The sequence below is a fragment of the Mycobacterium sp. genome (assembly GCF_032162105.1).
GTDB lineage: Bacteria > Actinomycetota > Actinomycetes > Mycobacteriales > Mycobacteriaceae > Mycobacterium.
In genome coordinates, this window is sequence record NZ_JAVRPS010000651.1 from 1 (window position 1) to 13,420 (window position 13,420).

General features: G+C 68.2%; 14 protein-coding genes. 6 read left to right on the forward strand and 8 right to left on the reverse strand.

Annotated features, from left to right (window positions below; all coding sequences use genetic code 11):
* The 3 genes from QOC69_RS32725 to fdxE form a co-directional block, all read right to left on the reverse strand.
* A partial coding sequence (locus QOC69_RS32725) for an acyl-CoA dehydrogenase family protein (RefSeq protein WP_526446647.1) occupies nucleotides 1–1,150 on the reverse strand: 1,150 nt, incomplete at its 3' end.
* A gap of 29 nt (nucleotides 1,151–1,179) precedes the next feature.
* Nucleotides 1,180–3,486, reverse strand: coding sequence for an acyl-CoA dehydrogenase family protein (locus QOC69_RS32730; protein WP_526446648.1), 2,307 nt, complete (start codon nucleotides 3,484–3,486; stop codon nucleotides 1,180–1,182).
* Between the two features lie 74 nt (nucleotides 3,487–3,560).
* Complete coding sequence (fdxE, locus tag QOC69_RS32735; RefSeq protein ID WP_526446649.1) at nucleotides 3,561–3,755, reverse strand: ferredoxin FdxE; 195 nt, start codon at nucleotides 3,753–3,755, stop codon at nucleotides 3,561–3,563.
* A 101-nt stretch (nucleotides 3,756–3,856) separates the two neighbouring features.
* Between fdxE and QOC69_RS32740 the strand changes: the two genes are divergently transcribed.
* Nucleotides 3,857–5,404 carry a pyruvate, phosphate dikinase gene (locus QOC69_RS32740; RefSeq protein ID WP_526446650.1) on the forward strand — a complete coding sequence of 516 codons (1,548 nt, stop codon included), beginning with the start codon at nucleotides 3,857–3,859 and terminating at the stop codon, nucleotides 5,402–5,404.
* Entirely contained in the window at nucleotides 5,397–6,002 is a 606-nt protein-coding gene (locus tag QOC69_RS32745; RefSeq protein ID WP_526446651.1) for a helix-turn-helix domain-containing protein, read from the forward strand. The genes QOC69_RS32740 and QOC69_RS32745 overlap by 8 nt, the downstream gene beginning before the upstream one ends.
* Before the next feature lie 6 nt (nucleotides 6,003–6,008).
* On the opposite strand, the gene QOC69_RS32750 is transcribed toward QOC69_RS32745, so the two are convergent.
* Nucleotides 6,009–6,215, reverse strand: coding sequence for a hypothetical protein (locus QOC69_RS32750; protein ID WP_526446652.1), 207 nt, complete (start codon nucleotides 6,213–6,215; stop codon nucleotides 6,009–6,011).
* 21 nt (nucleotides 6,216–6,236) lie between these two features.
* Nucleotides 6,237–7,439 carry an amidohydrolase family protein gene (locus tag QOC69_RS32755; protein WP_526446653.1) on the reverse strand — a complete coding sequence of 401 codons (1,203 nt, stop codon included), beginning with the start codon at nucleotides 7,437–7,439 and terminating at the stop codon, nucleotides 6,237–6,239.
* A gap of 118 nt (nucleotides 7,440–7,557) precedes the next feature.
* Here QOC69_RS32755 and QOC69_RS32760 point away from each other — a divergent pair, with 118 nt between their 5' ends.
* The 3 genes from QOC69_RS32760 to QOC69_RS32770 are packed head-to-tail and all read left to right on the forward strand — an operon-like array spanning nucleotide 7,558 to nucleotide 9,738.
* On the forward strand, nucleotides 7,558–7,869 hold the full coding sequence (locus QOC69_RS32760; protein WP_526446654.1) for an acyl-CoA synthetase: 312 nt from the start codon (nucleotides 7,558–7,560) through the stop codon (nucleotides 7,867–7,869).
* Between the two features lie 38 nt (nucleotides 7,870–7,907).
* Nucleotides 7,908–9,209 carry a TetR/AcrR family transcriptional regulator gene (locus QOC69_RS32765; protein WP_526446655.1) on the forward strand — a complete coding sequence of 434 codons (1,302 nt, stop codon included), beginning with the start codon at nucleotides 7,908–7,910 and terminating at the stop codon, nucleotides 9,207–9,209.
* 34 nt (nucleotides 9,210–9,243) lie between these two features.
* Nucleotides 9,244–9,738 (forward strand): CAP domain-containing protein, encoded by a 495-nt coding sequence (locus QOC69_RS32770; protein ID WP_526446656.1) that lies wholly within the window; start codon nucleotides 9,244–9,246, stop codon nucleotides 9,736–9,738.
* Between the two features lies 1 nt (nucleotide 9,739).
* On the opposite strand, the gene QOC69_RS32775 is transcribed toward QOC69_RS32770, so the two are convergent.
* Genes QOC69_RS32775 through QOC69_RS32785 form a run of 3 tightly spaced genes read right to left on the reverse strand, consistent with a single transcriptional unit; the run spans nucleotide 9,740 to nucleotide 12,981 of the window.
* The gene (locus QOC69_RS32775; RefSeq protein ID WP_526446657.1) at nucleotides 9,740–11,302 is read right to left on the reverse strand and encodes a class I adenylate-forming enzyme family protein; all 1,563 of its coding nucleotides are present in this window, start codon (nucleotides 11,300–11,302) and stop codon (nucleotides 9,740–9,742) included.
* 9 nt (nucleotides 11,303–11,311) lie between these two features.
* Entirely contained in the window at nucleotides 11,312–12,505 is a 1,194-nt protein-coding gene (locus QOC69_RS32780) for a thiolase family protein (protein WP_526446660.1), read from the reverse strand.
* A 17-nt stretch (nucleotides 12,506–12,522) separates the two neighbouring features.
* On the reverse strand, nucleotides 12,523–12,981 hold the full coding sequence (locus QOC69_RS32785) for a MaoC family dehydratase (protein WP_526446658.1): 459 nt from the start codon (nucleotides 12,979–12,981) through the stop codon (nucleotides 12,523–12,525).
* A gap of 108 nt (nucleotides 12,982–13,089) precedes the next feature.
* On the opposite strand from QOC69_RS32785, the gene QOC69_RS32790 reads away from it, so the two are divergent.
* A partial coding sequence (locus QOC69_RS32790) for a thiolase family protein (protein ID WP_526446659.1) occupies nucleotides 13,090–13,420 on the forward strand: 331 nt, incomplete at its 3' end.

Genomic DNA, 13,420 nt, shown 5'->3' on the forward strand with positions numbered 1-13,420 from the left:
TCAGGTTGCGCATGATCTCCGAACTACCGCCCGCGATCGTGTAGGCCCTGGCGTACAGCCACTCGTCCTGCCAGCGACCGTCGTCGAGCACCCCGGCGTCGCCGTCCACCAAAACGCCTGCCTCACCGCCGAGTTCGACGGCGAAGCGTGCCATCTCCAGATTCAGCTCACTGAACATCAGCTTGGCCATCGCGCCGTCGTGCATGCGTTCGGTGCCGCGCAGCCAGCGCGTGAGGTTGGCGTAGGTCAGCGCGGAGAGCGCCTCCACCTCGGCACTGAACTCGCCGATGCGGTCTCGGACCCGATCACTTTCGATGGCGGGGCGACCGTCGACGGTGACGCGAGAAGCGAGCCCGACAAGACCCTCTATGGCCAACCTCAGCTTGACCACCGCCGCACCCACGCTGGTGCGTTCGTGTCCAAGGGTGGCATTCGCGATCGCCCAGCCCTGCCCTGGCGCCCCGATCATCACCGAGGCGGGAACCTCGACGGCATCGAAGAACACCTCGTTGAAGTCCGAGGTTCCGGTCAGCTCGCGCAGCGGGCGGACGGTGATACCCGGGCTGGACATGTCGAGGATGAACGCGCTGATGCCCTTGTGCTTCGGGGCGTCGGAGTCGGTGCGCGCCAACAGATATCCGTAGTCGGCCCAGTGCCCGTCGGTGGTCCACACCTTCTGTCCGCTGACCGTGTAGGCGTCGCCGTCGAGGACGGCCCTGGTGCGAAGCGACGCCAGATCGCTGCCAGCACCCGGCTCGCTGAACAGCTGACACCACAGTTGCCTGCCGGCCCGGATCGCCGGCAGGTGCCTGCGGCGCTGTTCGTCGGTGCCGTAGTGGATCAGCGCATGCGAGGCGAGGGCGTTGCCGCTCGGCACGCCGGGTGCCGCGGCGCGGGCCAGCTCCTCGCCAACCACGATGGCGTGCTCAGCGGAGCGGTCGGCACGGCCGCCGAACTCCGCGGGCCAGTCCGCGCCGGCGTAGCCTGCCTCGAACAAGCGCGCCGTCCAGTCCTGCATCGCCTTGAGTTCCGCCTCGTTCTCCGCACTGCGCACGCCGGCCCGCGGAGGTATGGCCGGCGCGTGCTCGGTGATGAAGGCGCGCACCTCGGCGCGGAAGCTCTCCAGCTCGGGTCCCATGCCGTATTCCACGTTGTCGTCTTCCCTTTCGACGTGACTCGTCAGACGCCGGCTCGCTGCAGGAGCTCCCCGGCAGCCCTGTCCCGCAGCGCGTCGGCACGGCCCACCAGGACCGCGTTGGCCTGAGCGCGACGCAGCAGCAGATGGACCGGGTGTTCCCAGGTAAACCCGATGCCGCCGTGGATCTGCAGTGCGCCCTCGGCGGCGGCGACGCCTGCGTCGAGCGCCGCGGCCGTGGCGAGGTCCACCAGGACGTCGGACTCGTCGGGGTCGACGTCGGCAGCCGCGAGCACCTGGCTACGGGCGCCCTCCAATGCGACCAACATGTCCGCGCACCGGTGCGACACCGCTTGGAAACTGCCGATGGCGCGGCCGAATTGGTGTCTTTCCCCCGCCCAGTCGACGGCCATCGCCAAGGCGCGCGATCCCACCCCGACCGAGTCCGCCGCCACTGCGAGCGCTGCTCGGCGGCGGGCGTCGCGGAGCAAGCGGCGCACGTCGGTGCCGTCGGCCAGCACCTCCCCCGCGGCGCCGGTCAACGTCACCGAGCCGATGGTGGCGGTCAGGTCGAAGGGCTGATGGGCCGCCACCGTGACGCCGTCGGCGCCGGCGTCCACGGCTACCACGACCACATGATCCCCCGCCGCTTCGCTCGCCCCAGCGCCGTCCGCGGTCCGCGCCAACACGATCAGCACCTCGGCGGTCGGCGCACCCGCCACGACCGGGACCACGCCATCCAGCGCAGCGCCGTCCCACACGGGCAGCTCCGGCCCGCTGGTGACCCAGCCGCCGTCGCCGAGAGGCACGGCGAACGACGCCGGCGCGCCCGCCGTGATCCGCTGGACCAAAGCCTTTGCGCCACACTGCACGGCGACGTCGAGCGCGGTCACGGTCGCGACGAGCGGCGCGGGCGCCAGAGCCTTCGCAGCTTCTTCGATGGCGGCGTAGAGCAACCTGGGCCTGGCACCGCCGCCGCCGAGGGATTCATCGACGGCAAGGCCCGGCAGGCCGAACTCGACGAGCGCCGACCATACGTCACGTTCGGAGGCGCCGATCGGCCGCTTCCTGTCGAGCAGTGCCGCCATGTCCACCTTGGCCCGCAGTGCGCCCGCTAGCACCTCGCGCAGTTCGCGCTCGTCATCCTCGGGCACCGCGAGCGGTGCACCTGGAACGCCGGCTGCCGCGCGGGCGCCTTCCCCCCGGTGCGACGGCAGCCCGAGCACGCCCTCGGCGATGGTGTTGCGTTGGATCTCGGCGGTCCCGGCGCCGATCGTGGTCGCCCGGCTCATCAGATAGCCGAACGTCCACCGTCCGTTGTCGACGGCGTCGGGCGCCCGGCTGCCAAGCGCGGCATACGGGCCGACTGCACGAAGCGCCAGCGCATGCATGTGTTGCTCGAACTCGGATTTCACCAGCCGGTTCACCGATGCGACGCCACCGGGATCCTCGCCACGCAGGACCGTGGCCAGTGCGCGCGCACTGTTGGCGGCGATGGTGCGCACCCCGGACTCGAGGCGCGCGACGTCCTGACGGACCAGCGGATCGTCGGCAAGCCCGCGTGACACCACCAGGTCGATCACCCGGTCGGCGGTGCGGCGGTACTTGAATTCGTCGGCGAGGAAGGCGGTGGCCCGCTCGTGGCCGAGCGAGGTGCGCATGATCGACCAGCCTGCGCCCTCATCGCCGACCCGGTTCTCGACGGGCACCTCCACGTCGTCGAGGAACACCTCGGCGAAGTGCGCCGCCCCGCTGATGTCGCGCAGCGGCCGCACGGTGACGCCCGGACTCTTCATCGGGATCAGCAGATACGTGATGCCGTCGGTCGAGCGACCGGGCGGACCGGTGCGCACCAGCGCGAACATCCAATCGGCCCGGTCGGCCATCGTGGTCCACACCTTCTGACCCGTCACCCGGTACACGTCACCGTCGAGTACCGCGCGGGTCGACAGCGACGACAGGTCGCTGCCCGCACCCGGTTCGGAAAACCCTTGACACCAGAACTCATCCGCCCGCAGCAGCGGTTCGAGGAAGCGGTCCTTCTGCTCCCGAGTGCCGTGCGCGATCAGGGTGGGGGCGAGGATGAACGACAGCGCGCAGGGATGCGGCGGCGCGCCCGCGTCGGTGGTCATCCGGTAGTAGTCCAGTTGGTCCTGCAGGGGCAACTCGAGGCCGCCGACCGATTGCGGCCAGCCCGGTGCGGCAAGCCCGTGGTCGACGAGCGTCGCGTGCCAGGCACGGGCCGCCTCGATGCGGTCGGGCTTGTCTCCCGATCGGGCGGTGTCGTTCTGGCGGCGACGGAAGTCGGCGAGAAGCGACTCGAGCCGGGGTCGCCAATCAGTTGCCTGCATCACGCTCCACAAAGTGAACCTAGTTAGTTAAGTAGCAGTGTGACTGTTGGCGCATGCGATTGGCAAGCGCCCCGTCAGTCCTCCTCGAGAATCAGCGCAAGTTCGGGGCAGGCGGCGACCCCGTCCCTGGTGGGCTGCTCGTCTCCCGGCCGCACGTCGTGCGCTTCGAGAATCGAGTAACCCGAGTCGTCGATCGGGAACAAGTCCGGGTCGACGGCATAGCACTGGGCATGGCCCACACACTTCGACTGCTCCAGACGGACCTTCATGCAACCTCCTCCGCTCGACCGCGAGGGCGCGCGGCCTGGTCAACAATGACAGCATAAGACTAAATGATTAACTATTTCGGCGTCTGGCATGCTTTATGGCCATGACGCGGGCCATCGGTGATGACGCCAGGCCGAGCCGTGGTCCGGGGTCCGTGGCGTTGCTCGACGGCGAATCCCGACTACCGCGTGAAATTCTGGGCAACAAGGGATTTGGCATCAATCTGATGCGATCCCTCGGCCTGCCAGTACCGCCGGCCTTCTGCCTCACAACCGAGGTGTGCGCGGCCTTGCTGGCCGGCCAGGAGCACGCCCTGGATCGGGTATGGCCCGACGTGCTCGACAAACTCCGCTGGCTGGAGGACGAGACGTCGCGCACGTTCGGCCGTGGCCCGCGGCCGTTGCTGCTCAGCGTCCGTTCCGGGGCCGCGCAGTCCATGCCGGGCATGCTCGACACCGTGCTCGACCTCGGCATCGACGACGCCGTCGATCAGGCGCTGGCCATGCACACCTCGGTGGAGTTCGCCGCCGACACCCGTTCCCGATTTGAAGCGATGTACCGGCGGATCGTGCTCGGCGAGGATTCGTCGGCCGCCGTGCCCGACGACCCATTCGTCCAGGTTCGCGGCGCCGTCGAGGCGGTGTTCGCCTCCTGGAACAGCCCGCGGGCGGCGGCCTACCGCGCCCACCACGGGCTCGACGGCACAGGCGGCACCGCCGTCGTCGTGCAGGCAATGGTATTCGGAAACCACCTCCGCGACTCGGGCACCGGGGTGGTGTTCAGCCGCAATCCGGCGACGGGCGCCGACGCGCCGCTGGGTGAATGGTTACCCTGCGCGCAGGGTGAGGATGTGGTCTCGGGCACGCTCGACTGCCTCCCGCTGGACGCGTTGCGGACCCAGCAGCCCGGAGTCTTCGCCGAACTGATCGCCGCGGCCGACCAACTGGAACGGCTCGGCCGTGACGTGCAGGACATCGAGTTCACCGTCGAAGAGGGCCGGTTGTGGCTGCTGCAGACCCGCGTCGCGAAGCGCTCCCCGCAGGCCGCCGTCCGTCTGGCGCTGAAGTTTCGCGACGCCGGCCTCATCGACGACGCCGAGGCACTGGGGCGGGTCACCCCCGACCATGTCCGGGCGCTGCTGTCACCCGCGTTGCAGCCCGAGACCCGGCTCGCCGCAACCCTATTGGCCAAGGGGCTACCCGCGAGCCCCGGCGTGGTGTCGGGCACCGCGTACACCGACGTCGATGCAGCACTCGACGCCGCTGACGCGGACGAGGACGTCATCCTGGTCCGCACGTCGACCAGTCCCGATGACGTCGCCGGGATGCTCGCGGCCCGCGCGATCGTCACCGAGATCGGTGGAGCCACCTCCCACGCCGCGGTGGTCAGTCGTGAGATCGGCCTTCCCGCGGTGGTCGGGTGTGGTGCAGGGGTGGCGGCCGCGCTCGACGGCAGGGTGATCACGGTCGACGGCGGCGAGGGAGCGGTGTTCGACGGCGCACTGGAGCTCACGGCGTGGTCGGAGCAAGACACCCCCGATCTGGTGGAGCTGGCCGCGATCGCCCGCCGGGTACTCGGCGACGCGTGCGAGACTCCCCTGATCGCCATGCTCACTGCAGTCCAACTCGCCGAAAGGTCCACCGATGGATGAGCTGACGCTGCTGCAGGCCGCACGACTCAAGGGCCGGGTGCGGCCGGCCGACCTCGCCGCAACGCTCGACGAGGACGCGTCATCGGTCGAAACTGCGGTCAAGGAACTGACCGAGGCGGGCCTGCTGGTCGAGGGCAAGACCGTACGGTTGTCACCGGAAGGCCGGGCTCGCCTGAATGAGCTCCTCACCGACGAACGCCACGGTCTCGACGGCGCGGCCTTCGCGCAGGCCTACGAGAACTTCCGCGGAGTCAACCGCGATTTCAAGGCACTGGTGTCCGATTGGCAGCTCAAGGACGGCGAGCCCAACGATCACGGCGACACAGACTACGACGCCGCCGTGCTGCGCCGCCTCTACGCCGTGCACCAGGCCGTCCTGCCCATCCTGGCCGCTGCTGCCGAGCAGCTGCCACGACTTGACGCCTACGCCGCCAAGCTATCCGCGGCGCTGGACAGGGTTCAGGCCGGGGACACCACGTGGCTCACCCGGCCCACGATCGACTCGTACCACACGGTGTGGTTCGAACTGCACGAAGAACTCATCGGCGCCGCCGGCCTCACCCGCGACGACGAGGCGAAGGCCGGCGACGCCGAGTAGTAGGAGCTAGCCGACCCCGACGGTCGCGGCGTTGTCAGGATCCTGGCGCAGTTTCCACGTCATCTTGCGGGCCGTCACCAATGCCCACGCGCCGAATAGTCCGATCAACGCCGCATCCGGCCAATCCTGGCGGGAGGCGACCACCGCGCTGCCTGCCGCGCAGAGCACGACGATGCCTTGCGCGATCCGGCGCACGATGCGTTTGGTGTCCATCCCGTTATCCCCTGGCTCCGGCTAGACGGAGGCCAACTGTCGATCACCGGCGGACACCCGCGGGAAGTTGAGCATGCGGCGGGCGTTCTCCTCGACGATCAGAGAGCACTCGTCGTCGGGCACCTCGGCTAAAACCTCGGCGGCCCGCTTGCGTGAGTTCGGCCAGTTGGAATCGCTGTGCGGGAAGTCGATCTCCAAGGTAATGCGGTCGATGCCGACCTCGTGACGGTTCTTCAGCCCGTGCAAGTCCTCGATGAAACAGCCCCAGAAATGCTCGCGGAACAGGTCGGACGGCCGGGTGTCGAAGTCGATGTTCTGGTAGTAGCGGTGTCGCTCCCAGACGTAGTCCGACCGTTCGAGGATGTAGGGCACCCAGCCGATACCGCCTTCGGCCAGCGAGATCTGCAGCTCCGGGAACTGCTGCAGCTTGCCAGAGAAGAGCAGGTCGACCGTCGTCCACATCAGGTTCGACGAGAAGAGGGTGGTCGCCACCGCGAACGGCGCGTCGGGCAGTGCCTTCGTCATGCTGTTGTCGGGCTTCAGCGAGGAGAACGAGAACCCCGGAACAAAGGATCCCGAGCCGAAGTGCAGCGACACCGGCATCTCGGTCTCCGAGCACACACGCCACAGCGGATCCCAGTGATCCGAATGAAACGACGGCAGCCCAAGCGGTACCGGGCTGTCCGGGAACGACACCGTGCGCGCACCCTTGGCGGCCACCCGCGTGGCTTCCTCGACGCACGCGTCGATGTCCCATGTCGGCAGGATCGCCAGCGGGATGAAGCGCTCCGGCGCAGTCGCACACCACTCGTCGATGTAGAAATCGTTCCACGCCTTGACGCACAACAGCGCGAGCTCCTTGTCCTCAGCGCGCTGGAACGTGCCGCCGCCGAAGCCCGGGAACGAGGGGAAACAGAGCGCCGCCTGCACGCCGTCGAGATCCATGTCGGCCACCCTCGCGACCGGGTCGTAGCAGCCCGGGATCATGTCCTCGTAGCGCACGGGATCCATCCCCCACTCCTCGGGCGGCTTGCCAGCTACGGCGTTGAGCCCGATCGTCGGGAAGATCTGCCCGTCATAGCTCCACAGATGCTTGCCGTCGGTTTCCATGATGCGCGGACCCGCCTCACGCCACTTGGCGGGAAGTCGGTCCTGCCACACCCGGGGGTGTTCGATGAGGTGGTCGTCCACGGAGACGATCTGGTGGTGATCCTGAAGCGGCATCGCGCGCTCCTTCGCTTCTGATGGTGTGGCTGTTTCTGACGCAGCGTCTTGATTTCTGACGCTTCGTCTCACATTATATGACGTGCACCACATTCGTCTAGAGGTTGAGAGGCACGACATGAGCTCCCCAAACGAACCCGTCGAAGCCGCAGCGCGGGAGAAGGTCGACGAAGACGACCACGACCTGCTGACCTTCGGCGAAGCGGGCGAACGACTCCGACTCGAAGTCGGTGCTGCATCGCAGGAGGTCACCCGCCTGCAGCAAGACGGGCCGGCTGACGCCCTCGAGAAAGCCGAAGCGCGCCTCGAAGCCCTGCGGTCGGCGGCCGTCCGCAACAGCGCCCAGCCCATCAACGACGCAAACTTCGAGAAGTTCTTCGGCTACCCAGGCAAGGCCAAGCGCAACCTGCCCGGACCGCCGTCGCAGTGAGCGCCCCATCACCGCAGGCCCACGCGGATACTTCTTGCATGGCGACCCCGGACAAGACGCGTCGTCCCGGCTACGCCCCGGCCGCCAACGTCGGGGTCGGGCGCCGCGGCCTGCACACCCGCGACCGGATACTCGCCTGCGCCGCAGAAGTGTTCCTGACCAACGGCTTTCACAGCACTTCACTCGACACCATCGCGAAGGCTGCCAACGCCTCGCGCGCCACCGTCTATCAGTACTTCGCGGGCAAGGAGGACATCTTCCGAGAGCTGAGCGCGGCAGCCGAGCGGGACGTGCTCGTTCACGGCGAACAGCTCGGCGAACTCGGCCCGACGATCGCCGGCGTCGACGAGCTCCACCGATGGCTGGTCGACTGGGCGACCATCTACGACGCCCACGCGGCAGTGTTCGCGGAGTTTCCCGGTATCGGCACCGCGGCCGGGCTGTCGGTCATCGACACGGGCGCGGTCGCCGAGACGTACCGACTCATGGTGACCGAGCGGCTGCGGCGCGCGCCATTGGACGAATTGGATGCCCACGATGCGGCCGCGGTGCTGGGGCGGATCCCACACATGGTGAACCTCTATCGACACCGCGCGATGTTCCCGCTACCCGACCGCTCCGTCGTGTCGTGGTCGCTGACCGTCGCATTGCAGTTGATGTTGTTCCCCGAAACCCCGGCGGACGCGTTGCGCGCCGCCGCACCAAAGGTCTTGGCGCCAGCCAGCCGGCCGTCTGCCGTCATCGAACCGTCCAGGCCGACTCCGCAGATCACCGAGGTGCCGCTGTCACCGATCGCGCACGACGTGCTGGCGGTGAGCTCGGCACTGTTCGCCGAACGGGGCTACTACGCCGTGAGCATGGAGGAGATCGCGGCAGCGGCCGAGCTCAGTCGCGCCACGTTGTACCGGTACTTCAGCACCAAGGACAGGATCCTGGCCGAACTGACACGCCGGGCAGTGACCGAGGTCGAGGAGCACGCCGCCACGCTTCCGCCGATGGCCTCGGGCTCGCTGACCGAATGGATGCTTGGCTACGTCCGGTTTCACCGCACCTACCGCGGGGTCATCCGGGCCTGGTTCGACGGGACCGTGGCAGAGCAGCTGTCCGACGCCGCCGTCGATCACGGCATCGGCGCCATCCACCGCGCGGTCGCTACGTCGCTCGACTCCGTCGACTTGCCCCCAGGCATCGACGGTCAGGTGGCGGGCGCGGTGTTCCTGGCGGTGTTGGGCCGGATGACGGAGCCGACCGCCGCGGTCGCGCCGGACACCGACCAGCGCGCGGCGGAACTCATGGCGAACCTGCTGCGCCGGGCACTGCTCCGGCAGTTGAAAGCGTAATTCATTTATCTGATTGCAGGTAGTCTCTTCGAGCATGACATTCACCCATGTCCGACGTTGCGCACTGACGCTGGCGCTGCTGTCGGCGATGGTCGTCGCCACCTGCACGCCGTCCGCTCTGGCCGACAACAAGCGACTGAACGAGAGCGTGTTCGTCAACATCTACACCGCCCAGAAGCAGTACGGCTGCCTGACCGAGCCGAAGCTGGACGGCCGACTGGTCGATGCGGCGCGCAGGCACACCCTCGACGTGCTCAACGACCCGAACGTCAACGGCGACATCGGTTCCGACGGCTCCACGCCGCAGGACCGGGCGATCGCGACCGGCTTCAAGGGCAAGGTCGCCGAGACCGTGGCGATCAACCCGGCGCTGGCGATCAGCGGCGTCGAGATCCTCGCCCAGTGGTGGTGGGACCCGCCGTCGCGAGCGACGATGCAGGACTGCGCGAACACCGCCATCGGGGTGTGGTCGGAGAACAGCCTGAGTCGCTCCGTGGTGGTCGCGGTGTACGGTCAGCCCGCGCTGTAGCTCAGCCGGCATCAGCCGTGAGGTCAGCCCGCAGCCGCTTCTTGTCCACCTTGCCGCTCGCCAGAACCGGCAGTTCGGTGACCAGCACCAGTCGGCGCGGCACCTTGTAGCGGGCCAGCCTCCGTCGGACGCCCTCCTGAAGCGCCTCCAGCGAAGGCGACGCACCGGCCGACGGCACGACGACCGCACAGACCGCCTCACCCCACTTCTCGTCGGGCACCCCGACCACCGCGCAGGCGGCCACCCCGTCGACCGCACAGATCGCGTCCTCCACCTCGGGAGAGTAGACATTCTCCCCACCGCTGATGATCACGTCCTTCTTGCGGTCCACCAGATACAGCAGTCCGCGCTCGTCGATCCGGCCCACGTCGCCGGTGCGGCACCACCCGTCGAGCAGCGTCGCCTCCGTGGCCGCCGGGTCGTTCAAGTAGCCGCGGAACATCGAGTCGGACTGCACGACGATCTCGCCAGCCTCCCCCGCGGGCAAGTTGCGTCCGCTCTCGTCGACGACGCGGACCCGCGTGCCCGGGAATGGAAAGCCGACCGAGCGCAGCCGCTCCTCGGCATGCGGACTGTCGAGGGCGTGCAGTTCGCGCGGCAATCCCGACACGATGACCTCGGTCTGGCCGTAGAGATTGAGGAACCCGACGTCGGGGAACGCGGACAGCGCCCGCTGCAGTGTGAGCGCAGACATCGGAGCGGCCGCGTAGATGACGGTGCGCAGGCTGTCGACGGCGTCGGTCTCGGTGAACTCGTCGAGCAGCGCCTTGAGCATGACCGGCGCGAGATGCAGCACCGTGATCCGCTCGGTGGCGATCAACGCTACCGCCTCGGTCGGGTCGAACTGCTGCTGCAGCACCACGGTCCCGCCGCGAGCATGCAGGCCCCCGATGATCGCGAGCGCGCCCACGTGGAACATCGGCATGTTGATCAGTCCGCGATCGGCACTGCCGCAATGCATTTCGTTGTTCATCGTGTATGCGATCCGGCGTAGTTCGCGCTGGCCGAGGATGCAGCATTTGGAGGCTCCGGTGGTGCCGCTGGTGAACAGCAGGCAAGCGATGTCGTCGGGGGTCGCCACGAACTCGGCCTCGCCACCCCGGCCACCGTCGACGAACCGCTCGTAGCCGGTCATCCCCGGCGGCGGCTCGCCACCGATGGCCACCAGGACCGGCGCCGACGGCAGCTGCGCCACGATGTCGGCGATCACCGGGACGAATTCGTCGGCGACGAACACGATCGACGGGGCCACGCGGCGGAGCACGTCGGCCGTCTCCGGCGGCGAGAGCCGAAAGTTGACGGTGGCCAAGATGATTCCGCTGAGTTGAGTGGCCGCGATCAACTCTCCGAACTCGATGCCGTTGCGGCTCAACACCGCAATACGGTCTTGACGTCGCACCCCGGCCGCGGCCATCGCCGACACCAGCCGCACCGCGCGGTCCCGTAGTTGGGCGTGCGTCACGGTCCGGTCGCCGTGCCGGTAGGCGGCCACGTCACCGAAGCGCACCGCGTTGTCGGTGACGATGTCACCGAGCGTCATGCCGCCGGCTCCGGTGCCCACCATCGACTGGGGTTACCGACTGCTCAACAGCATCGATCCCGCCACCGGTCCGCCGCCGACCCCGACGGCAACCACCTCGGGAGTCTTCGGCGCCTGCCGCTCGCCGCCTTCGCCCCACATCTGCACACACGCCTCGTGCAAGAAGCCCATGCCGTGCAGCCGACCGCCGGAGAGCTGTCCGCCGCTGGTGTTGATCGGCAGCGACCCATCGAGCGCGATGCGTGAACCATCCCCCAAGAAGTCGCCGACCTTGCCGTGCTCGCAGAATCCCAACGCCTCCAACCACATCACGGTCAGGAACGAGAAGCCGTCGTAGAGCTGGGCCATGTCCACGTCGGAAGGGGTCAGCGTCGTGTGCTCCCACAGTGTGGCCGCCGAGTCGTGCGCGGCCATCGTGGTGATGTCGGCGCGCTGGTCCCACGTGGCTCGCTCGAACATGCCCGGCCCTACGGACTCCACCGTCAGCGGGCGCCGCGGCAGGCCACCCGCGGCGTCGCGGCGCGACACGATCACGGCAGTCGCTCCGTCGCACGGCACGTCGCAGTCGTAGAGGCACAACGGCTCGGAGATCATCCGAGCACCGAGATAGTCGTCCATCGTCATCGGCTCGCGATAGACCGCGTCGGGGTTGCGTTCGGCGTTGGTGCGGGCGTTGATCGCGATGCGGCCTAGGTGCTCGCGGGTCAGGCCGAAGTCCTGCATGTAGCGCTGGGCGGGCATGGCCAGCCAATTCGCGGCCGAGAGCGCGCCGAAGGGCGCCATCCATTCCAGGTGCGGGGGCAGCTCGCCGCCGCCGAACAGCACCGACGCCCGACCGCCGCCGGCCTGGTGCGCGGCAGTGGACTCCCACACCGACCGGTACACCACGACGTGGTTGGCCAAGCCGAGGCTGACGGCCATGCACGCCTCGATCGCCGGGCCGATCTGTCCTGCTGTCTCCATTGCCGAGACGTACCAACGGGAGCGCAGTCCCAACGCGTTGCGGACCTCCTGAACGGTGGCGCCGGAGAATCCCGCGTCGGGCACGCCGGGTCCCGGGTAGCTGGCGATCCCGTCGACGTCGTCGACGCTCAGCCCGGCGTCCTCGATCGCCCGCAGCACCGCCTCGAGCGTCAGGTCCAGTCCCGTCCGGCCCAGCCGGCGGCCGACCTGCGACTTGCCCGCCCCGGTCAGGACGGCCTTTCCGTCGAACGGACCGCCGGCCATCTTGGTGAGGTTAGTCATCAGAAGACGAACCTGGCGATCAGTTCGGCGACTGCGGCCGGTTTGTCGACGCCGTCGATCTCCACGGTGTGGCGCACGGTCAGGTTGACGGTGTTGTCCCCGACTGAGGTGGCGTCCGCGAGGTGGGAGCGGACCCGGATCCGGCTGCCCGCCGTGACCGCGGCCAGAAAGCGCACCTTGTTCAGGCCGTAGTTGATGCCCATCTTCGCGTTCTCCACGCGGTAGTTGTCCTTGCTGACGCCGGGGATCAGTGACAACGTGAGGAAGCCATGCGCAATCGTTGCGCCGTAGGGACTCTCGGCCTTGGCCTTGTCGACGTCGACGTGGATCCACTGATGATCCATCGTCACGTCGGCGAAGGCGTCGATGCGGCTCTGATCGACGTCCACCCATCGACTGACTCCGAGTTCCTCGCCGATCGTCGCCACCGCGTCGTCCACGGACGTGATCACCTTCACTGCCAGCTCCCGTCGTCGCCCACCCGAAATACCGATATCTATTTAACGGTATAGACTGGCGCCGCTCGCTGGGCAACCACCCCAGCTTCCGACGATCTTGGGAGACATATGGCCAACACCACACATGTCCCGTCGCTTCGCTCGCCCCGAGCGTCCCGCGCGGCCATCGTGGCCGCTGCCCGCACACCGATCGGAACGGCACGTCGTGGCACGCTAGCCAACGTTCCAGCGGTCGACCTGGCCAAGCCCGTGGTGATGGCCGTCATCGAGCGCTCCGGACTGCAAGCGGCCGATTTCGACGACCTGGTCCTGGCCGAGAGCATGCAGGGCGGTGGCGACAGTGCCCGCTACGTCGCGGTGGCCCTCGGCCTGCTCGACATCCCCGGGCTGGCCGTCAACCGTCAGTGCGCGTCCAGCCTCTCGGCCATCGCCGTAGGCG

Excerpts from the sequence above, each read along its gene's own strand:
- QOC69_RS32775 (WP_526446657.1), bottom strand. The coding sequence starts at position 11,302 with ATGGTGGGCACCGGAGCCGGCGGCATGACGCTCGGTGACATCGTCACC.
- fdxE (WP_526446649.1), bottom strand. The coding sequence starts at position 3,755 with ATGAAGGTCCGTCTGGAGCAGTCGAAGTGTGTGGGCCATGCCCAGTGC.
- QOC69_RS32740 (WP_526446650.1), top strand. The coding sequence starts at position 3,857 with ATGACGCGGGCCATCGGTGATGACGCCAGGCCGAGCCGTGGTCCGGGG.
- QOC69_RS32755 (WP_526446653.1), bottom strand. The coding sequence starts at position 7,439 with ATGCCGCTTCAGGATCACCACCAGATCGTCTCCGTGGACGACCACCTC.
- QOC69_RS32770 (WP_526446656.1), top strand. The coding sequence starts at position 9,244 with ATGACATTCACCCATGTCCGACGTTGCGCACTGACGCTGGCGCTGCTG.
- QOC69_RS32750 (WP_526446652.1), bottom strand. The coding sequence starts at position 6,215 with ATGGACACCAAACGCATCGTGCGCCGGATCGCGCAAGGCATCGTCGTG.
- QOC69_RS32730 (WP_526446648.1), bottom strand. The coding sequence starts at position 3,486 with ATGCAGGCAACTGATTGGCGACCCCGGCTCGAGTCGCTTCTCGCCGAC.
- QOC69_RS32760 (WP_526446654.1), top strand. The coding sequence starts at position 7,558 with ATGAGCTCCCCAAACGAACCCGTCGAAGCCGCAGCGCGGGAGAAGGTC.
- QOC69_RS32765 (WP_526446655.1), top strand. The coding sequence starts at position 7,908 with ATGGCGACCCCGGACAAGACGCGTCGTCCCGGCTACGCCCCGGCCGCC.
- QOC69_RS32780 (WP_526446660.1), bottom strand. The coding sequence starts at position 12,505 with ATGGCCGGCGGTCCGTTCGACGGAAAGGCCGTCCTGACCGGGGCGGGC.
- QOC69_RS32745 (WP_526446651.1), top strand. The coding sequence starts at position 5,397 with ATGGATGAGCTGACGCTGCTGCAGGCCGCACGACTCAAGGGCCGGGTG.